We start from the raw sequence: 18,948 nt of genomic DNA, 5'->3' as shown, positions 1-18,948 counted from the left end.
ACAGCGACCTGACCCGTCAACGCAGATGGGGTCCACGTCACTCTCGGATCCCGTGCTGCACTTCAGCAACTGGTCCGGGTTCGCTGGTAGCCATTGATTTCGCACTGACGTGCCGCTCCGGTGCTACTGCGACTGGCGGCGCCACTCGACCACCAGGCCCACGACCGCGCCGACGAGACCAAGCAACGGCCCGACCAGGCGCGGAACCAGGACGTCCGCGTAGTTCCCCGTCAGCGTGGCGACGAGGCCAAGGACCATCGCGCCGACGAACCACCGCTGCCACAGCCGCATGAGCGGCCCCTGCCCAAGATCGGGATTGTCATCGCTCTTGCCGCGGGCCGGGCGCGACGGCGGGTTGGTGGCCGAGTCATGGCGCCGGCGAGGTTGGCCTCTCGTGAGGAAGATTGTTCAGGTCGCACCCTTGGAGGGCGCCGAAGCGAGGACGTACGCCCCGGGGACCGGAGCCAACTGGTGGCTGGAGCTCAAGCAGCCGCTACGGCGAACTCACCATTCTCGGAGTCTCGCAGTCGCCGTCCGCCGAGAAGTCCGCGTCGGAGCGTGCAGACAGACCGGTGGCGCAGGCGACCGGGCAGTCGTTCGCACCGCACCGGGCATGATCCTGGAAATGGTCTTCCGACGTCGCCCGCAGCAGTTGTCCGACAGGGCCGAGCGGGAGTTGATGCTGCAAGGCTGCGAGGCCCGCATTCACCTGCTAGACGCGATCGCACACCATCTGCGCCACCGTACGAGCTTGTCGAAGAAGCCCGTGGTCACGACGACGTCCCACCCGCCCAAGATCCTCGGCCGCGAGGAGTCAGACCATCGTCAGTCGGAGTCTCGTTCCGCCCGTGCTCCCGACCTCAGACCCGCTCCACCCGGTCGGCCTGCGGGCCGCGGTCGCTCTGGCGGATCTTGTAGCGGACGCGTTCGCCCTCGGTCAGCGGCTCGGCGCCGCCCAGGACCGACACGTGCACGAAGAGGTCGGGGCCACCCGCATCGGGCGTGATGAAGCCGAAGCCGCGGTCCCCGTCGTAGCGAGCGACGACGCCTTCTCCGGCCCGCGCGGGGGCGTCCGCGGCGCCCCGGTTGCCGCGTCCCGCAGGCGCCGACGGCTTCGGCGCCTCGTCGGCCCCGCGCACGAGGCGCACGTCGCGGGCCTGCAGGCCCTTGTCGCCCTGCACCACCTCGTACGCCACGCGGTCGCCCTCGGTCAGCCAGGTCAGCCCCTCCTCGAGGGAGCGGACGTGGACGAAGACGTCCGCGCTCCCTGCGTCCGGCGTGATGAACCCGAAGCCCTTGTCCTCGTCGAACCAGGACACGGTCCCGTCGGCGCCGTCGCCGGGCGCGGCGCGGCCGGCATCGGCACCAAGCGGGACCACGTGCGCCGCCTGCGGCCCGCGCTCGCCCTCGGTGATCAGGAAGGCCACCCGTTGGCCGGCGGCGACCACGCCGCCGGTGACGATCGCGGAGCTGTGGACGAAGACCTCGGAGCCGCCGCCGTCCGGCGTGGCGAAGCCGTAGCCCTTGCCCGGCTCGTACCAGGCGACGGTGCCGAGGACACCCAGCCCCGGGCCGTCGGCGACATCGCCGGTGACCCTGACGCGCAGGGCCTGCGGGCCGCGCTCGTTCGTGCCGACCTCGAACTCGACGGCCTGGCCCTCGCGGAGCAGCCGCTCGCCACCGTCGCCGACGATCTCGGAGGCGTGCACGAACACGTCCGCGCTGCCGTCCTCGGGCGCGAGGAACCCGAACCCCCGCTCGGGGTCGAACCAGCGGACGGTGCCCTGTTGCACGGGAGGCTCCAAGTCGGGAGAGCGGCTACTGCCTCCAGTGTCGCTCAGGCCCCGGACGGCGACCCAGCGCCCGAGCGATCACGCGGGCAGCGGGCTGTCGCCGTACGCGTAGTCGGCCTGCGGGTAGCGCCCGCCCGCCGCGGCCCCGGGCGGCGCGATCTCGCCCAGCCGCCGCAGGTCGTCGGCCGTGAGCTGGACGGCGACCGCTCCCGCGTTCTCCTCGAGGTACGCCCGCCGCTTGGTGCCGGGGATGGGCACGACGTCCTCGCCCTGGGCGAGCACCCACGCGAGGGCGAGCTGGCCCGCGGTGCAGCCCTTCTCGGCCGCGAGGGCGCGGACCTCGTCGACGAGGCGCAGGTTGCGGTCGAAGTTCTCGCCCTGGAAGCGGGGGTGGTTGGCCCGGAAGTCGTCCGGCCCGAAGTCGGCGGGTGTCTTGATCGCGCCGGTGAGGAAGCCGCGTCCGAGCGGGCTGAACGGGACGATGCCGATGCCGAGCCGGCGCGCGGTGGCGAGCACGTCGTCCTCGAGGTCGCGGGTCCACAGCGACCACTCGCTCTGCAGGGCACTGATCGGGTGGACCGCCGCCGCCCGCTCGAGGCTGGAGGAGCTGGCCTCGGAGAGCCCGAGGTAGCGCACCTTCCCGGCCTGCACGAGCTCGGCCATCGCCCCGACGGTCTCCTCGATCGGGACCGCCGGGTCGACCCGGTGCTGGTAGTAGAGGTCGATCACCTCGACCCCGAGACGGCGCAGGCTCGCGTCGCAGCTCGCCCTGACGTACTCCGGCCGGCCGTTGACCTTCATCGACCCGTCGTCGCGGCTCAGGGAGAACTTCGTGGCGAGCACGACCTCGTCGCGACGCCCCTGCAGGAAGCGCCCCACGAGCTCCTCGTTGTGGCCGTCGCCGTAGACGTCGGCGGTGTCGAAGAACGTCACGCCGAGCTCGAGCGCGCGGGCGAGCGTGGCGAGCGACTCCGCCTCGTCGGCGGCGCCGTACGACTGGGACATGCCCATGCAGCCGAGGCCGAGCGCGGAGACGCGCAGCCCTGCCGAGCCGAGCACGCGGGTGCCGATCGAGGAGCCAGCCACGACAGGGCCTTTCCGTCGAGGAATTCGCGAACGAGCGCCGATGCTACGTCTCTCACGGGGCATGCCTCCCGGCCGCCGCCCGGAGCTACAGTGCCGCGGTTCACCCCCCTCGAGAATTGCGGAGGACCCCATGCGGCGACGCCTTCTGCCGGCGGTTGTCGTGGCTACCGCCGCGGCCGCCCTCGCGGCGCCGACCGGCCTGACCGGGCCGGCCTCGGCCGCCGCGCCCCCCTCGCTGACCGTCACGGTCATGGGCACGTCGGACCTGCACGGCAACGTCTACAACTGGGACTACTTCAGCGACAAGGAGTACGACGACTCGGCGCACAACGACGTCGGGCTCGCGAAGATCTCTTCGCTCGTCAACCAGGTGCGCACCTCCCGCGGGCGCGACAGGACGCTGCTGTTCGACTCGGGCGACACCATCCAGGGCACGCCGCTGGCGTACTACTACGCCAAGGTCGAGCCGATCACGAAGACGGGTGCGATCCACCCGATGGCCGCGGCGATGAACGCCATCGGATACGACGCGGTGACCCTCGGGAACCACGAATACAACTACGGCATCAAGCTGCTCGACAAGTGGCAGCGCCAGCTGACGGCCCGGGTGCTCGCCGCCAACGCGATCGACGACCGGACGGGCAAGCCGGCGTACGAGCCGTGGGTGATGAAGAAGATCCTCGTCCCCGGTCAGAAGCCAGTGAAGATCGGCGTGCTCGGGCTCACGAACCCCGGTGTCGCCATCTGGGACAAGGACAACGTCAAGGGCAAGCAGCACTTCGACGACCTCGTCGCCACCGCGAAGAAGTACGTTCCCGAGATGAAGGCCGAGGGCGCGGACATCGTCGTCGTCACGGCCCACGCCGGCGACAGCGGCTTCTCGTCCTACGGCGACGACCTGCCTGTGGAGAACGCGTCCGCCCTGGTGGCCCAGCAGGTGCCCGACGTCGACGCCGTGCTCTTCGGGCACGCGCACAACGACGTTCCGCAGCGCTTCGTCAAGAACCTCGTCACCGGGGAGCAGGTCCTCACCGCGGAGCCGTCGCGCTTCGGCCAGCGGCTGACGGTCATGGACTTCGACGTCCAGCGGGTGGGCGGCGAGTGGCAGGTGACGGCGAAGCGCTCCACGAACCTCAACAGCAACACGGTCCCCGCCGACCCGAAGATCCTCGACATCATCGCCCCGCAGCACGCGAAGACGGTGGGCTACGTCAACCAGGTGGTCGCGAAGTCCGCGGTCGAGCTGTCCGGCGCGCGCGGCCCGTTCGAGGACACCCCGATCGTCGACCTGATCCAGCAGGTGCAGACGGAGGCGGTCGACACGGCGCTCGCCGGCACCGAGTACGCCGACCTCCCGGTGCTGTCGGTCGCGGCGCCGTTCACGCGGACCGCGCTCTTCCCCGCGGGTGACCTGCGGATCAAGGACGTCGCCGGGCTCTACGTCTATGACAACACCCTGCAGGCTGTGCTGATGACGGGCGCTCAGGTGAAGGACTACCTCGAGTTCTCGGCACGCTACTTCAGCACTCTGCCGGTCGGCGCGCCCGTCGTCGAGTCGCAGCTGACCAATGCGAACGGCACGCCGGACTACCTCTACGACATGATCTCCGGCCTCGACTACGACATCGACGTCTCCAGGCCGGTCGGCTCGCGGGTCGTCGGGCTGCGCCACCCGGACGGGACGCCCGTCGCCGGGAGCGAGCGGTTCGCGGTCGCCGTCAACAACTACCGGCGCTCCGGCGGCGGCAACTTCCCGCACGTGTCGACAGCGCCGGTGATCTACGACCAGCAGCGCGACATCCGGCAGATGATCGTCGACTGGGTGACCTCCAAGGGCGTCATCGACCCGGCGGGCTTCTCCGACGTCAACTGGCGGCTCGTACGCGAGGGCGTGCCCGTCTTCTGAGGAACGCTTCCCCGCGGCTGACGAACAACCGACGGCCCGGCTCCGGTGGGAGCCGGGCCGTCGGCGTTCCCGCGGGGCCCAGATCCTCCGAGACGACCGTGTATCCATGGGCTCTCGGGCCGTCGCCTCCCCTCGTGCGACGGTGGGGCCTGCTCGCGCTCGGACTCAGTCGTCGACCGACGGCCCCGGCCCGGCCGCGGCGTATCGCGCAGCCATGGTGCGGACGGCCTCGTCGACCACCTGAGCGACGCGCTCGGCGCTCACTTCCCAGCCCGGCACCAGGAGCGTCGGCCAGAAGACGTAGTTGGAGATCATGCCCAGGAACTGGGTGGCGGCGAGGTCCACGTCGTCGACCCGCACCGTCCCCGCCTCGTGCTCGGCCAGCAGGTAGCCGCGTACGGACTCGAAGTAGGGCAGCTTCCCGTGCGAGAACTGCGCATTGGCGAGCTCGGGGAATCGCGGCAGCTCGGCGATGACGATCCGGAACAGGTCGGTCATCTGGGCGCGGCCCAACAGCTCGGCGTAGCGGCGGCCGATGATGCCGAGACCGGCAGCGATGTCGCCTGCTGGCGGAAGCTCCTCCTCGTCGGCGGTCGACCAGGACTCGCTGACCATGGCGTCGAACAGGGCCGCCTTGCTCGGGAACTGCTTGAACAGGGTCGCGCGCGAAACGCCCGACCGCTCTGCCACCCGCGCCAGCGAGGTCCGGTCGTAGCCCAACTCGAGGAACAGTGCCGTCGCAGCCGCCAGGATCAGCGCGCGCTTCTCCTGGGCGATGCGCTGGTGATACGTCGGGACGACCCTGCTCATGCGCCCAGCCTACGAGGTGAGTGGCTTGACTCACCATCGCCGGTGGCTTAGCGTCAGGCAGTGGTGAGTCGTTCGGCTCACTACTGGCCGTCGCCGAGCACCGATGACCCGGCCAGTCCTTGTCGCACCGAAGGAATCTCTGATGGGCCGCTTCGACGACCAGACCGTGCTCGTGACCGGCGGGACCGGTGGCCAGGGATCGAGCCACGTACGCGCCTTCCACGCGGAGGGAGCGAACGTGCTGATCGCCGACATCGACGCCGAGCGCGGTGTCGAGCTCGCCGACGAGCTCGGGGGCCGCGCCCGCTTCACCCACCTCGACGTCACCGACGAGAGCTCGTGGTCCGCCGCCGTGCTGGCCGCCGAGCGCGCCTTCGGCGCGCTGAACGTGCTCGTCAACAACGCGGGCGTCCAGAACCCGCCGGCGCCGATCGAGCAGACGGACCGGGCCACGTGGTCGCGCATCCTCGACATCAACCTCACCGGGACCTTCCTCGGCATCAAGGCCGCGGTCCCCGCCCTGCGCAGGGCGACAGGCGGGGCCATCGTCAACATCGCCTCGACCATGAGCCTGGGCGGCACGGCGCACTACGCGCCGTACGTCGCCAGCAAGTGGGCCGTGCGAGGCCTGACGCGGACGGCAGCGCTCGAGCTCGGCCGGGACCGCATCCGGGTGAACACCATCCACCCCGGTGTGATCGCGACCCCCTTCATCCACGAGCCAGCAGCCGGCGCCACCGCGGCGATCGCCGACTTCTTCTCCCCCGAGCCGTTCGCCATCCCCCGGCTCGGAGTGCCGGCCGACGTCACCGGGCTACTCCTGTTCCTCACCTCGTCAGAGGCGTCGTTCATCACCGGGTCGGAGTACGTCATCGACGGCGGGCTCCTCCTCGGGCCGGCCCTTCGGACCGAGGCCGCATGAGCAGTCCTGGAACGACCGGGCGGGACGACTCCGTAGGGGACGGGTCCTTGTCGCACCTGCCCGATCACATTCGGCGAGCCATCCAGATCACCCCCGCGGCGGGCACGCGGGAACGGATCATCGACATCACGACACGGGGGCGCCGCACCGGCCGGGCACGCCGCATCGAGATCTTCTTCTACCGAGCGGCGGGCAGCACCTACCTGTGCAGCGGCGCCGGCGGGGGTGCTACCGACTGGCACGCGAACCTTCTCGCCGATCCCACGTTCACTTTCCACCTCAAGAACGGGGTCCGTGCGGATCTGCCGGCACGGGCCACGCCGGTCACCGACCCCGCCGAACGGCAGGCCGTGCTGGCGGAGATCGTGGCGGATCTCAACCAGCCCCACGACCCCGGCACCATCCGACCGACCCGGCTCGAGGACTGGGCCCACAGCCGCTTGATGCGGATCAGCTTCCGCCCGGGGCCGTGATCGCGGGCCCCGAGACCGATGCCCCGCTGCCAGGGGCGGAGGTTTGACGGCTGGCTCGCCGGAGGCGGAGGCTGCTGCCTGTCGGGGGACGAATTCGGATCAACGGCTCCCGATCGACCGCCAACGTCGTCGGGAGGCCCCATGCCCCTGTCCCTGCACCTGTCTCTGCCCCTGCCCCTGTCGCGCCCCGGAAGCCGGAGGCGCCTGCGGTCCGCCGGCCTCGCCCTGCTGGCCGGCACCGCGCTCGCCGCCGCCACCGTCGTCGGCCCACCCGCCACGGCTGCCGGGCCGGTCAGCCTGAGCCCCACCACCGTCACCCTCACGCAGAACCGGTCCATGTCGGCGGCGCTCGCCACGGCGTACGCGCCGGGGACGCAGCGCGCGGACCTGTCGGCCGTCATCGACTGGGGCGACGGCACGACCTCCCCCGGGTTCCTCGCCGGCCCGCGCGAGGCCTGGGGGATCTTCGGCACCCATTCCTACGCCACGAGCGGGGTCTTCCGCGCGACCGTGCGGCTGTCGGGGCCGGACGGCAGCTCCGCGGTGACGACCACAGCGGTCACCGTCCGCGCGGCGAGCGGCCCCGCGTTCACCACGGTCTGGGCCGACGACTTCAACGGCCCCGCCGGCCAGCTGCCGTCTGCCGAGAACTGGATCTTCGACATCGGCACGCAATACCCCGGTGGCCCGCCGCAATGGGGCACGGGCGAGATCGAGACCATGACCGACGACCCGGCGAACGTCAGCACCGACGGCCAGGGCAACCTGCGCATCACGCCGATCCGGGGTGCGGGCGGCCAGTGGACGTCGGCGCGCATCGAGACCCGGCGCAGCGACTTCGAGCCGCCGGCCGGAGGGGTCCTGCGCTTCGAGGGCAGGATCCGGCTGCCCGACGTCACCGGGCCGGCCGCGCAGGGCATCTGGCCGGCTTTCTGGTCGCTCGGCGCGCCCTTCCGCGGGACGCTGGACTGGCCGCGCGTCGGGGAGATCGACATCCTCGAGAACGTGAACGGTGCCAACCAGGTCTGGGGCACGCTGCACTGCGGGACGGCACCGGGTGGCCCGTGCAACGAGTTCAACGGCCTGAGCGGGACCCGGCCCATGGGCCAGCCGAGCCTGCAGTCCGCCTTCCACACCTACGCGCTCGAGTGGGACCGCAGCTCGGCCCTGGAGGAGCTGCGGTGGTACGTCGACGGCATCCAGTACTTCAGCATCCGTCAGGACCAGCTTCCGGCGCAGACGTGGCAGAACGCGTTCAGCCACGGCTACTTCCTCATCCTGAACGTGGCTATCGGCGGAGGATGGCCGGGGCTGCCCACCGCGGCGACCGCCTCCGGCATTCCCATGATCGTCGACTACGTGGCGGTCTACACCCGACCGGGATCTTGACGGCGAGCGCCCACGAGATGCGGAATGTCGCGAGAAGGTCTTGACAGGAGTGCCCGCTACGTCGATTTTCAGTAGGGCCAAGTATCGCCGACGGAGGGGGAAGCACATGGTCAACGATGTCGCCGGGACACAGTCCGGCCGACGCCCGTACGTCGCACCGGAGCTCGCGATGGTGGGCACACTGGAGAAGCTCACGGCGGCCTCGAACGCCGGCGCGCGGACGGACGTTCCGCTCAACACGCCGGTTCCGCCGTTCTCGATCTTCTCCTAGCAACAGCAAGTCCGGCTCGGCCGGAAGACAGCGCCAACCGACATCCCGTTCCGGGATGCAACAGGGCAAGGCCCGGTTTCCGTCACGCGGCGGAAGCCGGGCCTTTCTCTGCTTTTCCACGGCTCGTCCTCTCCGACGCGCCTGCCACAGCCCGCCTTTTCGGCCGCGAGCCGGCCGAGCAGGACGCACCAAGGGCGCGCGGCCCGAGCCGAACACGCGGAAGGCGCGGCCCGAGCGGGCCGCGCCTTCCGTGTCCGGTCAGCCGAGGGGAACGTAGGGGAGCGTCGCCGGCGTCCCCGCGGACCACGCCAGCGCGGCCGCCTGGCTCACCCCCGCAGGAGTGAGGATGTCCAGCACGTTGGGGTCACGCGTGTCCGTGTCCTTCGCCGCGTTGGAGTCGGTCCACTCGCCCGCACCTCCGCCGAAGCGGTGGTCGTGGATCCACGACATGCCCGTCCCTGCCGTGGCCTGCCAGTAGGCCAGCGAGTAGACGGGCCGGATGTTGCCCGCCCCCTCCCCGGCGTCCGCCCGGCTCATCATGTCGACGGCGTACGAGGCCGAAGCGAGGTCCATCGAACCGAACGCCGACTTCGGGATGGACACCGCGATCTGCCGCGTGACGGGCAGCGCCTGCAGCGAGCCGGTCGCGAGGACGTTGCCCGCGGCGTTCTGCACGGTCGGGGTCTGGAACCCCTCCCCTGTCACGACGAAGTCGTACGGCGCGCTCAGCTGGGCGTTCGTGCCGACCAGAGCCGGGACGGCCCCGGTGCCCGACCCGGTGCGGACGTAGAAGTTCATCCGCTGGACCGAGATCGAGTTGCCGCCCCACGGGTTGCGGACGTCCCCGCGGATCGTGGTGACGAAGTTGTAGTTCGTGCCGTCGTCGTAGACGCCGAACCGCGTGATGTCGAACGCCCCCGGGTTGTAGGCGCCGTCGGCCGGATAGACGTACGTCCCCGGCCCGTTGTCGTCGCCGCTCGGGTCGTCGACCGTGCCGATGCGGGTGCCAAAGTTGTTCGACGTGACGTTGCGCGTCACGATCGAGGTGCCGCCGTCGCCGGAGACGGCGACGACCGTGATGGCGTTGGCGCCGCGCACGATCGGGACGGCGTACGAGAACGAGCCGTTGACGACCGGCACGGCCGTGGTGGTCGTGCCGACGTTGACGTAGACCGCGCTGCCGGTGGTCGTGCCCGTGACGGTGACCGTCGCCTGGTCCGTGACCGCGCTCTCCGTCGGCGACGTGAGCGCGAGTGCCGGGCCGGCGGGCAGCGACCCGCGGGCGTAGCGGTTCGCGACCACCGACGGCGTCTCGACCGGGCGGCCGGCGTCGATGGACAGCGCGAGCCGGATGTACTGCGCCATCGACCAGGCGAGCGGCGTGGCCGAGCCGGTGCCCTCGCCGAACTCGAAGCCGTACGACGTCGCCTCGGGGCGGTCCCAGACCTGCTCCGGGATCAGGTAGCCCTCGTTGCCGGCGGCCGCCATCGTGCGCAGGTAGGAGTCCGCGGAGCGGCCGGCGGCCAGCTCGTACTCGCCACGCTCGCCGGACAGCAGCGGCCACAGCCGGCCGACGCCCTCACCGGTGTAGGGCGAGCCGTCCACCTCCTCGCCGTAGCCGTCGTGGTTGTAGCGGTACCACATCGGCCCGTGCGGCGTGCTGACGCGGATCGTGGAGTCGACCTCGGGCAGCGAGGACGTGACGTAGGGGTCGTTCCACGGCTTCACGCCGAGCCGGACGAGGTCCAGGAAGCCGGCGTCCACGATCTCGCGCTCGTCCCACGTCCCGCCGCCGTTGTTGATCGACAGCTGCGCCCCGTCGTTCGGGTTGCCGTTGTCGTCGATGCGCTCGTAGTACCTGCCGTCACCCAGCGGGCCGGTCGTCGTGTAGGTCCACGACTCGACCTTGCGCTGCCACTCGTCCGCGACCGCGGTGTAGAGCACGGCCGAGGTGGTGTCGCCGTTCGTGCGCGCGATGTCGGCGGCGGCGACGAGTCCCGCGATCTCGGCCGCGATGGTGCTCGGGGAGTAGCCGCCCTCCTCCTCCCACCGCTCCTGCGGGGTGGACGGCCCGCGGCCGACGAGGAAGTCCGCAGCGCGCTTCACGTGTCCCCACGAGTCGGCGTCGGTGCGGCCGAGCTGCCAGGCCAGCACGATCGGGAAGGCGACCTCGTCGAGCTGCAGGCTCCCCCAGTAGGGCGTGCCGTCGAGCAGGGTGTTCTGCGGGAACGAGCCGTCCGGCTTCTGCTGCACGTCGAACAGGTAGTCCAGCGAACGGTTGGCGGCGGCGACGTCGCCGGCGGCGAGCTGTGCCGTGGCCACTTGGTAGAGGTCGCGGGCCCAGACGAGGTGGTAGCCGCCGACCCCGGCCTCGTTGGCGTTCTGCGCCTCGCCCCACGGCACGGTCAGCGACGCGATGTTGGCGCCGCGGTAGGTCTTGTCCTCGTGCGCCTTGAGCTGCATGGCCGCCACGCGGTACTGCGTGTAGAGCTCGTAGTCCCTGCGCACGCTCTTCGGCGCCTTCGCCAGCGAGTCGAGGTAGTCGTGCCAGCCGTCGGAGTACGCCCGGCGGATGTCCCAGAAGCCCGTCGCCTGGCTGGCCCGGGCGGTGGCGACCGCCTCGGCCGAGGTGGCGCCGAACCCGAGCGCCAGAGCCGCGGACGAGGTACGCGCCGTGCCGCCCAGCTGCAGGCGGGCGACCTGCACGACGTTGCCGTCCGGGGCGTCGGTGTAGGAGTCGTCGAGGTCGAAGTCGGCACGCAGGTCGTTCCAGCCGTCGCTGGCCGTGCCGACGTAGCCGTTGGACGTGGCGAGGAACGGCTTGTCCGCGACCAGCGCGCTGGCGATCTTGTCCGCACCGCTGGTGTCCTCGGCCAGGAGCGCGCCGCTCGCCGTCCAGGCCCGGTCATGGCGGCCGGAGTTCGCGAGCGCCGGGTCGAAGCGGGCGTAGACCTGGTAGCTGCCGCCGTCGAGGGACCGGAACTCGACGTTGACCATCACCGTCGAGCGGGCCGGGTCGGTCACGTAGGTCTTCGTGATCGAGTAGCGGCCGTCCTTGTCGGTGTTGACCTGCCGGTAGACCAGCCCGCGGTCGTCGGCGAGCTCGGTCGTGTGGTCGGTCGCGTCGACCTCGCTCTCGGCGAAGGTCCTTCCGTCCGACACGATCAGCTCGAGCGCGCGGGAGTCCGCGACGTCGACCCGCGGGTAGTAGACCTCGGACAGGACGCCGTCGGACAGCGTGTACCAGACCTTGGACTGCAGGGTGGTGGACGTGCCGACGCCGGTCTTGGCGCCCGTCGTCCACGTGGCGTCCGCGCCCGGTGCCCCGGGGGCGGTCCCGGTCGCCGCCGACGCCGGGGCGGCGTACGCGGCGAGCAGCGCGGAGGACGCGACCAGCCCGGCGGTGGCCACGGCTGCGATCGGCGCCCGCGAAGGATGCTTCTTGGTCATCTCGGCCCTTGGGAGACGGAGGGATGGGCTCCGGCATGGTGCGCGTCGGAGCGCCTTCGGACAAGGCCGAACCGCTGCCCACGGTCAGCCCGATGCCAAGCCGTGACATCCGTGTCAGGTTGCAGCGAAAGCTTCGTCGGTCGCGACGATTTCGGCGGGGGTCGATGACCTTGTGTGCAGCAGGACACGTCATGGCGTGCTGCAGCGCACACAACGTCGGAGCTTGCCGGCCCACCCTCGAGCGGTCAGCACCGCGGCGAGCTGGACCGCAGACGCGCACAGTCGTACGGTCACGTCCGCGTAGCCGTAGCGCAGGCTGAGCCGGCCGGACACCGCGACCAGGTTGTCGCGTGCCTTGTCCCGCCACCGGTCGCGTGGCGCGTCGTGTCCTAGCCTGCCGTCGAGCTCCACGCACACGCCGTAGTCCTCGTACTCCACGTCCCGGTAGACCCGCTGGCCCGCGACGCGCTCCACCGACTGCAGCCGGCCACGAGGCAGCCCGTGCGCGCGCTCGACGTCCCGCACGTAGCGCAGCTCGAGGAGCGACTGGGCGCCGCGGGCGACGTCCACCAGGACCGCGACGAGGTCGCGCCGCCACCGGAAGGCCTTCCGCGCCTCGACGGCCGTCCGAAGCCGTGCGGGCGTCGTGAGCCGACGTTGGACGGCGGCCGCGACGAGAGCCAGCGCGGAGTCGAGGTCCGGCGCGGCCGCGACGAGGTCGATGACGGTGTGCTCGAGCCTGGTCCGCCGCGGGGCGGCAGCAGGGTGCGCCGCGAGGTCGAGCAGGCGGGAGCGGTGGACGCGTACTCCCTCGAGCCGCACCGCTCTGCGCCCCGCCGGGACCGTCAGGTGCACGAGCGCTGGGGGTGCGTCGAGCAAGCCCCACAGCCAGCCGGCGGTGCCGTGGCTGAGAGCCGCGCCCCGCCCCGCTGCGAGGAGCGCAGCCCAAGCCGTGCCCTCCGGGCCCAACGGCCCTTGGTCGATGCAGAAGACGTCTCGGTGCACAGCTCGCCAGCGCCGGGACCGGACACGCCACGCCAGCGCCGAACGGGTCAGCTCGGCGAGGGCCTGGTCGCGATGCACCACGCGTCCCTGCAGCAGTGCGGTCTCGTCGAGGTCGGGCATCTGCCGAGCCTGCGGGCCGCACCGACCGGGCAGGGCGTCCGAGCCGGCATCTGTGGACGGTCCGGCCCCTGTGGACAACCGCTGCTCGCACGTTGTGTGCCCCCCAGCACGTCCTGACGTGCCCCCACGCACACGAGGTGGCCCGCGAGCGCCGACTAAGCTGGACCACGGTGTGCCGGGAAGTCTGGTCGGCGACGTCTTCGTCGTCCCCGCACACCTGAGGAGCCCCCGTGGCCCAGCCGACCTCGCCCCGCCGTCTGCTCGGCCGCGGCTCCTGGCCCGAGGCGTCGCGCATCGCCGAGATCCTGCGCAAGGAGACCATCGGCGGCGCCCTGCTCCTCGCCGGCGCCGTGCTCGCCATGGCGTGGGCCAACTCGCCCTGGTCGGGCGCCTACGAGGACTTGCGTGACACGAAGGTCGGGCCGGGCGCGCTGCACCTGGACCTGACGCTCGCGACGTGGGCGGCCGACGGGCTGCTCGCGGTCTTCTTCTTCGTCGCCGGGCTCGAGCTCAAGCGCGAGTTCGTCGCGGGCGACCTGCGCGACCCGCGCCGGGCGGCGGTGCCGGTCGCGGCGGCGTGCGGCGGCGTCCTCGTCCCGGCCCTGGTCTACACGGCGATCGCGGCCGGGGCCGGCGACGGTGCGGCCAAGGGGTGGGCCATCCCCACGGCCACCGACATCGCGTTCGCGCTCGCCGTGCTCGCAGTCATCGGCCGGCACCTGCCGTCGGCACTGCGTACGTTCCTGCTCACGCTCGCCGTCGTCGACGACCTGCTCGCGATCACCATCATCGCGCTCTTCTACACCTCCGACCTCGAGATCGGCCCGCTGCTGCTGGCCCTCGTCCCGCTCGGCGCGTTCACCGTGCTCGTGCAGTGCCGGGTGCGCTCCTGGTGGCTGCTGCTGCCGCTGGCGGTCGTGACGTGGGCGCTCGTCCACGAGTCCGGCGTGCACGCGACCGTGGCCGGGGTGCTGCTCGGCTTCGCGGTTCCCGTCATCCGCAGCGACCGTGCGGGTGGGCCCGACGCAGGGCCGGGGCTGGCCGAGCACTTCGAGCACCGGTTCCGCCCGCTGTCCGCAGGCGTGGCCGTCCCGGTGTTCGCGTTCTTCGCGGCCGGGGTCTCGGTCGGCGGCCTGTCCGGGCTCGGCGACTCGCTCTCCGACCGGGTGGCACTGGGCATCGTGGCCGCCCTGGTCGTGGGCAAGACGGTCGGCATCACGCTCGCGACCTGGTTGGTCGCCCGCTTCACCCGCGCCGACCTCGACTCCGACCTCAACTGGCTGGACGTGCTGGGCCTCGCGATCCTCGGCGGGATCGGCTTCACCGTGTCGCTGCTGATCGGCGAACTCGCGTTCGGGCTCGGCAGCGAGCGTGACGACCACGTCAAGGTCGCGGTCCTCACCGGCTCGTTGCTCGCGGCGGCGATCGCGGCCGTCTTGCTCGGCCTGCGCAGCCGGGCCCACCGCTCGATCTGCGCCGCGGAGGAGGTCGACGCGGACGCCGACGGCGTGCCGGACGTCTACCAGTCGGCCGACCGGTGACGGGCGAGCCGGAGCGGCACGGCGCGCACGTCTACCAGTCGGCCGACCGCAACGAGGCGGCTCAGCGACGCGGGACGTACGTCACCACGCAAGCGCCGTCGCTGAAGCGCCGCTCGTCCTTCACCGTCAGCCGCAGCGGCCGGAAGGCGCCCGCCAGCAGCGGGACGCCGTCCCCGGCGAGCAGCGGGTAGTGCTTGACCACGATGCGGTCCACCTCGTCGAGCACCTCGGCCGCGAGCCGGCCGCCGCCCGCGAGCAGGATGTCCAGCCCGTCCTCGGCCTTCACCCGGCGGACGAGGTCGAGCGGCCGGTCGCGGACGACGGTCACCGCCGGGTCGGCCGGCGCGGGGAGCGTGGAGGAGACGACGTACTGGCGCAGGTGGGCGTACGGGCTCACGATCCCCTCGCGGAGCGCGGGCTCGTAGGTCCGGCGGCCCATGACCACGGTGTCGAAGCGCCGGACCGGGCCCTCGACGCCGAGCGCGGCCCGCGCTCCCGACGGCAGGGTGTCCGCGAGCTCGGTGCGCAGGTGGTCGGTGACGTCCGCGGCCAGCGGGAAGAAGAAGTCGATCTCGTCGTCGGGCCCCGCCACCCGACCGTCGAGCGTCGTGCCGACGACGTAGACGAGCTCGCGCATCCGTCCTCCGATCCGAGTCGGTCGACGACGACCGTAGCGCCGGCCGCCCAGCCGGCCCTACGGTCCGACCATGACGGGAGCCGAGCGGGAGCGGGTCGCGGGCATCGGACGGCCGGACGAGGGCGTGGCTCAGGCCAGCCCCTGGTACCTCTGGGGGCCCTACCTCTCCGAGCGCGCGTGGGGGACGGTTCGCGAGGACTACAGCGCGGGCGGCGAGGCGTGGGGCTACCTCCCGCACGACCACGCCCGCTCACGCGCGTACCGCTGGAACGAGGACGGCCTGGCCGGGATCTGCGACGCCGAGCAGCGGCTCTGCCTGGCGCTGGCGCTGTGGAACGGGCGCGACCCGATCCTCAAGGAGCGCATCTTCGGGCTGACCGGGCCGGAGGGCAACCACGGCGAGGACGCGAAGGAGTACTGGTGGTACGTCGACGCGGTCCCCAGCTCGGCGTGGCTGTCCTGGCGCTACCACTACCCCCAGCGCGAGTTCCCCTACGGGCGTCTCGTCGAGGAGGCGGCACGCCGTCGTGGTGACGGAGGGGCGGCCGAGTTCGAGCTGCTCGACACCGGGGTCTTCGACGGGGACCGCTACTGGGTCGTCGACGTCGACTACGCCAAGGCGGACGTCGACGACGTGCTCATGCGCGTACGCGTCACGAACGCCGGCCCCGATGCTGACGTCCTGCACGTGCTGCCGACCCTGTGGTTCCGCAACACCTGGGCGTGGGAGCCCGGCTCGCCGCAGCCGCGGGCCCGGGCGGACGGCGACGGCCTCGTGGCGAGCCACCCCACCCTCGGGACGTACCGGCTCGACGCCGCGTCGGGGCCGGAGGGCGCACCGACCCCGCTCTTCTGCGACAACGAGACGAACACCGAACGGCTCTTCGGGACACCCGGCCCCGCCCATCCCAAGGACGGGATCGGCGACCACCTCGTCCACGGCGCGCCCACGGTCAACCCGGACCGCTCGGGGACCAAGGCCGCGCTGCACTACCGGGTGCCCGTGGCCGCCGGGGAGACGGTCGAGCTGCGCCTCCGGCTGCACGCCGGAGCGGCCGAGACCGGCTGGGCGGGCGCCGTGTTCGACACGACGATGGCCGAGCGCAAGGGCGAGGCCGACGAGTTCTACGCCGGCCTCACGCCGCCGGACGCGGGAGCCGAGGAGGCCCGCGTCATGCGGCAGGCCTTCACCGGGATGCTCTGGGGCAAGCAGTTCTACCCGTACGACGTGGCGCGCTGGCTGGACGGCGACCCCGGCCAGCCGCCTCCCCCGGCGCCGCGGCGCGGCGGGCGCAACGCGAAGTGGCGGCACCTGCGGTCGAACGACATCCTGTCCATGCCCGACCCGTGGGAGTACCCCTGGTTCGCGGCGTGGGACCTCGCCTTCCACACCGTCGTGCTGGCCCACCTCGACCCCGCGTTCGCGAAGTACCAGCTCGAGCTGATGACCCGCGAATGGCTGCAGCACCCCAACGGCGCGCTGCCCGCCTACGAATGGGCGTTCGACGACGTCAACCCGCCGGTGCACGCGTGGGCGGTGATGAAGGTCTACCGCCTGGACGGAAGCAGAGATCGGGGATTCCTGCAGCGGGTGTTCCACAAGCTGCTGCTGGACTTCGCCTGGTGGGTCAACCGGCAGGACCCCGACGGCAACAGCGCTTTCCACGGTGGCTTCCTCGGGCTGGACAACGTGGGCCCGCTCGACCGCTCGCACCTGCCGAAGGACGTCTCCCTCGAGCAGGCGGACGGCACCGCGTGGATGGCGTTCTACTGCCTGTCGATGCTGCACATAGCCCTCGAGCTCGCCGAGCAGGACCCGGCGTACGAAGACCTCACCACGACGTTCCTCGAGCACTTCGCCTCGATCTCCGAGGCACTCGAGGAGCAGGGGCTCTGGGACCCCGACGACGCCTTCTTCTACGACGTCCTGATCACCCCGACCGGGCGGCGCGTGCCGTTGAAGGTGCGCTCGATGGTCGGCGTGCTGCCCCTGCTGGCCGCGACCGTGGTCGATCGCGACCGGGTCGAGCGCAACGGGTTCGCCCGACGACTGCCCGGCCTGCTCGCCCGCGCCGAGGAGGCCGACGCGCGCCATCTCGGGGCGGTCGTCCCCGGGGACGGCGAGGAGCGTGTGCTGCTCTCGCTCGTGTCGCCCGACGTGCTGCGCCGCTTCCTCGCCGAGCTGCTGGACGAGGAGTCCTTCCTGTCGCCCCACGGCATCCGCTCGCTCTCGCGACGACACCTCGACGCCCCGTTCCGCATCGACGTCGACGGCATCTCCGCGAGGGTCGGCTACGAGCCCGCCGAGTCGCGCAGCGGGATGTTCGGCGGCAACTCCAACTGGCGCGGGCCGGTGTGGATGCCGGTGAACTACCTCGTCGTCGAGGCGCTCGCGCGGCTCGGGTCGTACTTCGGCGACCGGCTCACCGTCGAGTGCCCCACGGGCTCGGGGAGCCTGCTCCGCCTCGACGACGTGGCCGCAGAGCTGCGCCGCCGGCTGGTGTCGCTGTTCCTGCCCGGTCCCGACGGGCGGCGGCCGACGTACGGCGGGGTCGAGCGCTTCCAGCAGGACCCGCGATGGCACGGGCAGACGCTCTTCTTCGAGTACTTCCACGGAGACGACGGCGCCGGCCTGGGCGCCTCGCACCAGACGGGCTGGACCGGCCTCGTGGCCGACCTGATCACCGGGCGGAGGCTGGGCGGGGAGGGCGAGTCCTGGTGACCGTGACCCGCCTCGGGCCGCAGGCCTGCGGCACCCTGTCCGAGTCCGGCGCGCGCGAGTGGCTCGTCACCGACGGCCTCGGCGGGTACGCCATCGGCACCGTCGCCGGGCTGCGCACCCTGTCCGAGTGGGGCGTCGGGTCGGTGTCCGAGACGGCCGAGGGCACCGCGCCGCACGCCGCAACGGGCTGCCCGGCCCAGGCCTGGTCCGTGGCCGAGCTGCTGCTCGTCCGTCGGCTGCTGGCCGGCCCCCGGGACACGCGCCGGAATGCCGCGCCGGAGGGTGCCGTTGTGCGTGTGTCAGCGGCACCCGCACCGAACAGTTCCGAGCACCTGGAGACGGCATGAGCACGGTCGACCTGACCGCCCAGACCTTCGAGTCCACCGTGAGCGAGTCCGACATCGTGCTCGTCGACTTCTGGGCGAGCTGGTGCGGGCCGTGCCGCTCGTTCGCGCCGGTCTATGAGAAGGCGTCGGACAAGCACACCGACATCGTGTTCGGCAAGATCGACACCGAGGCCGAGCAGGCGCTCGCCGGTGCCGCGCAGATCACGTCCATCCCGACGCTCATGGCGTTCCGCGAGGGCGTCCTGGTCTACCGGCAGCCCGGCGCGCTCCCCGCTTCCGCCCTCGAGCAGGTCATCGACGCGGTGCGCGCCCTCGACATGGACGACGTGCGCAAGCAGCTCGCCGCGCAGCAGGCCTGACGCTTCTCCTCACCCTGCGACCGCGATCCTTCCGGGCGGGCGACTGGGAGCTCCCGCAACCGCGTGGATGCACAAGGGCCCCGGCGCGTCCGCGCCGGGGCCCTTGCGACGTTCGAC

The 18,948-nt window shown here is 71.9% G+C and carries 15 protein-coding genes and 1 pseudogene; 9 read left to right on the top strand and 7 right to left on the bottom strand.

The genetic code is table 11. From position 1 onward, the window contains the following. Positions 1-123: 123 nt before the first annotated feature. The 3 genes from G9H71_RS12345 to G9H71_RS12335 form a co-directional block, all read right to left on the bottom strand. Positions 124-291 carry a hypothetical protein gene (locus tag G9H71_RS12345; RefSeq protein WP_166282220.1) on the bottom strand — a complete coding sequence of 56 codons (168 nt, stop codon included), beginning with the start codon at positions 289-291 and terminating at the stop codon, positions 124-126. A 569-nt stretch (positions 292-860) separates the two neighbouring features. Further along, entirely contained in the window at positions 861-1,793 is a 933-nt protein-coding gene (locus G9H71_RS25530; protein ID WP_166282217.1) for a cold-shock protein, read from the bottom strand. Positions 1,794-1,871: 78 nt separating this feature from the next. After that, entirely contained in the window at positions 1,872-2,864 is a 993-nt protein-coding gene (locus G9H71_RS12335) for an aldo/keto reductase (RefSeq protein ID WP_166282236.1), read from the bottom strand. Positions 2,865-3,009: 145 nt separating this feature from the next. Here G9H71_RS12335 and G9H71_RS12330 point away from each other — a divergent pair, with 145 nt between their 5' ends. Beyond that, positions 3,010-4,785 (top strand): bifunctional metallophosphatase/5'-nucleotidase, encoded by a 1,776-nt coding sequence (locus G9H71_RS12330; RefSeq protein ID WP_166282215.1) that lies wholly within the window; start codon positions 3,010-3,012, stop codon positions 4,783-4,785. Between the two features lie 165 nt (positions 4,786-4,950). Here the strand turns inward: G9H71_RS12330 and G9H71_RS12325 are convergent, their stop codons facing one another. After that, positions 4,951-5,595 carry a TetR/AcrR family transcriptional regulator gene (locus G9H71_RS12325; RefSeq protein ID WP_166282213.1) on the bottom strand — a complete coding sequence of 215 codons (645 nt, stop codon included), beginning with the start codon at positions 5,593-5,595 and terminating at the stop codon, positions 4,951-4,953. A 142-nt stretch (positions 5,596-5,737) separates the two neighbouring features. Between G9H71_RS12325 and G9H71_RS12320 the strand changes: the two genes are divergently transcribed. The 4 genes and pseudogenes from G9H71_RS12320 to G9H71_RS12305 all read left to right on the top strand — a co-directional run bounded on the left by G9H71_RS12320 (position 5,738) and on the right by G9H71_RS12305 (position 8,650). Beyond that, a complete protein-coding gene (locus G9H71_RS12320) occupies positions 5,738-6,517 on the top strand; it encodes a glucose 1-dehydrogenase (protein WP_166282211.1) in 780 nt (259 codons plus the stop codon). Then, positions 6,514-6,990 (top strand): nitroreductase/quinone reductase family protein, encoded by a 477-nt coding sequence (locus tag G9H71_RS12315; protein WP_166282209.1) that lies wholly within the window; start codon positions 6,514-6,516, stop codon positions 6,988-6,990. Before G9H71_RS12320 ends, G9H71_RS12315 begins: the two co-directional genes overlap by 4 nt. A 510-nt stretch (positions 6,991-7,500) precedes the next feature. Continuing rightward, positions 7,501-8,367: pseudogene (locus G9H71_RS12310) on the top strand (glycoside hydrolase family 16 protein); the annotation flags it as partial. A gap of 118 nt (positions 8,368-8,485) precedes the next feature. Beyond that, positions 8,486-8,650, top strand: a complete 165-nt coding sequence (locus G9H71_RS12305) for a hypothetical protein (protein WP_166282207.1) — start codon at positions 8,486-8,488, stop codon at positions 8,648-8,650. Between the two features lie 258 nt (positions 8,651-8,908). Here G9H71_RS12305 and G9H71_RS12300 read toward each other — a convergent pair whose 3' ends face one another. Together G9H71_RS12300 and G9H71_RS12295 are read right to left on the bottom strand one after the other, a co-directional pair. After that, entirely contained in the window at positions 8,909-12,100 is a 3,192-nt protein-coding gene (locus tag G9H71_RS12300) for a glucan 1,4-alpha-glucosidase (protein WP_166282205.1), read from the bottom strand. A 189-nt stretch (positions 12,101-12,289) separates the two neighbouring features. Beyond that, positions 12,290-13,225 carry a hypothetical protein gene (locus G9H71_RS12295; protein WP_166282203.1) on the bottom strand — a complete coding sequence of 312 codons (936 nt, stop codon included), beginning with the start codon at positions 13,223-13,225 and terminating at the stop codon, positions 12,290-12,292. A gap of 230 nt (positions 13,226-13,455) precedes the next feature. Between G9H71_RS12295 and nhaA the strand changes: the two genes are divergently transcribed. Continuing rightward, positions 13,456-14,766: a Na+/H+ antiporter NhaA gene (nhaA, locus tag G9H71_RS12290; RefSeq protein WP_166282201.1), complete on the top strand. Its 1,311-nt coding sequence runs from the start codon at positions 13,456-13,458 to the stop codon at positions 14,764-14,766. Between the two features lie 61 nt (positions 14,767-14,827). Here the strand turns inward: nhaA and G9H71_RS12285 are convergent, their stop codons facing one another. After that, positions 14,828-15,403 carry a dihydrofolate reductase family protein gene (locus G9H71_RS12285; protein WP_166282200.1) on the bottom strand — a complete coding sequence of 192 codons (576 nt, stop codon included), beginning with the start codon at positions 15,401-15,403 and terminating at the stop codon, positions 14,828-14,830. 70 nt (positions 15,404-15,473) lie between these two features. Between G9H71_RS12285 and G9H71_RS12280 the strand changes: the two genes are divergently transcribed. Genes G9H71_RS12280 through trxA form a run of 3 tightly spaced genes read left to right on the top strand, consistent with a single transcriptional unit; the run spans position 15,474 to position 18,831 of the window. After that, positions 15,474-18,125: an MGH1-like glycoside hydrolase domain-containing protein gene (locus G9H71_RS12280; RefSeq protein WP_166282198.1), complete on the top strand. Its 2,652-nt coding sequence runs from the start codon at positions 15,474-15,476 to the stop codon at positions 18,123-18,125. Continuing rightward, entirely contained in the window at positions 18,122-18,472 is a 351-nt protein-coding gene (locus tag G9H71_RS12275) for a glycogen debranching enzyme N-terminal domain-containing protein (protein WP_166282055.1), read from the top strand. The genes G9H71_RS12280 and G9H71_RS12275 overlap by 4 nt, the downstream gene beginning before the upstream one ends. After that, positions 18,469-18,831, top strand: a complete 363-nt coding sequence (gene trxA / locus G9H71_RS12270) for a thioredoxin (RefSeq protein WP_166282196.1) — start codon at positions 18,469-18,471, stop codon at positions 18,829-18,831. Before G9H71_RS12275 ends, trxA begins: the two co-directional genes overlap by 4 nt. The last annotated feature ends 117 nt before the right edge of the window (positions 18,832-18,948 follow it).

It is taken from the genome of Motilibacter deserti (assembly GCF_011250635.1).
In the GTDB taxonomy this organism is placed as follows: domain Bacteria; phylum Actinomycetota; class Actinomycetes; order Motilibacterales; family Motilibacteraceae; genus Motilibacter_A; species Motilibacter_A deserti.
This window is presented reverse-complemented; position numbering and strand designations above follow the sequence as displayed.

Coding starts and splice junctions, on each gene's coding strand:
- trxA (WP_166282196.1), top strand. CDS start 18,469: ATGAGCACGGTCGACCTGACCGCCCAGACCTTCGAGTCCACCGTGAGC.
- G9H71_RS12285 (WP_166282200.1), bottom strand. CDS start 15,403: ATGCGCGAGCTCGTCTACGTCGTCGGCACGACGCTCGACGGTCGGGTG.
- G9H71_RS12305 (WP_166282207.1), top strand. CDS start 8,486: ATGGTCAACGATGTCGCCGGGACACAGTCCGGCCGACGCCCGTACGTC.
- G9H71_RS12330 (WP_166282215.1), top strand. CDS start 3,010: ATGCGGCGACGCCTTCTGCCGGCGGTTGTCGTGGCTACCGCCGCGGCC.
- G9H71_RS12325 (WP_166282213.1), bottom strand. CDS start 5,595: ATGAGCAGGGTCGTCCCGACGTATCACCAGCGCATCGCCCAGGAGAAG.
- G9H71_RS12300 (WP_166282205.1), bottom strand. CDS start 12,100: ATGACCAAGAAGCATCCTTCGCGGGCGCCGATCGCAGCCGTGGCCACC.
- G9H71_RS12295 (WP_166282203.1), bottom strand. CDS start 13,225: ATGCCCGACCTCGACGAGACCGCACTGCTGCAGGGACGCGTGGTGCAT.
- G9H71_RS12315 (WP_166282209.1), top strand. CDS start 6,514: ATGAGCAGTCCTGGAACGACCGGGCGGGACGACTCCGTAGGGGACGGG.
- G9H71_RS12320 (WP_166282211.1), top strand. CDS start 5,738: ATGGGCCGCTTCGACGACCAGACCGTGCTCGTGACCGGCGGGACCGGT.
- G9H71_RS12345 (WP_166282220.1), bottom strand. CDS start 291: ATGCGGCTGTGGCAGCGGTGGTTCGTCGGCGCGATGGTCCTTGGCCTC.
- G9H71_RS12280 (WP_166282198.1), top strand. CDS start 15,474: ATGACGGGAGCCGAGCGGGAGCGGGTCGCGGGCATCGGACGGCCGGAC.